The sequence below is a fragment of the Nocardioides sp. CPCC 206348 genome, assembly GCF_048654705.1.
GTDB lineage: Bacteria > Actinomycetota > Actinomycetes > Propionibacteriales > Nocardioidaceae > Nocardioides.
The window spans coordinates 14,801-15,276 of record NZ_JBMCZA010000165.1 but is presented as its reverse complement, the minus strand read 5'-3'; the positions used below and the strand labels follow the sequence as shown (position 1 = coordinate 15,276).

Genomic DNA, 476 nt, shown 5'->3' with positions numbered 1-476 from the left:
CGTCGCCGCTCGGCTACGCCGATCCGGTCAGCGGCCTGTTGACCTACGTCAGCATCCTGCAGTTCGAGCACTCCTTCGGCGTGGCGATCGCCGACGACGGTTCTGACGAAGGGTCCGACGAAGGTTTTCCCGAGGGCTTCCCCGAGCCGACACCCGAGGAGGAGGCGCTCTTCGAGCGCATGGAGCACTACGACGAGCTGACCCCTGCCGAGCAGAAGAAGCTCGACGACGAGATGGAAGCGTTCCTCAGTTCGCGGGTCCCCGAGCCCTCCCCGGAGGAGAAGGCGTTCAACGAGCGCATGGAGCACTACGACGAGCTCTCCCCCGCCGAGCAGGAGAAGCTCGACGACGAGATGGAAGCCTTCTTCGAGGAGAAGTACGGGGAGGGGGTCAACTTCGGAGGTCCCGAGCTGCCGGACGACGTGCGAAAGGCGCTCCGCGACTTCTCCGGTCTGGGCGGCGTGCTGCGCTTCGAC

1 protein-coding gene is annotated in these 476 nt (G+C 65.8%); it reads left to right on the top strand.

Translation table 11 applies throughout. The annotated features are described in order from the left end of the window. The coding region (locus ACOADB_RS12635) for a hypothetical protein (protein ID WP_378598907.1) at nucleotides 1-476 on the top strand (476 nt) is incomplete at both ends.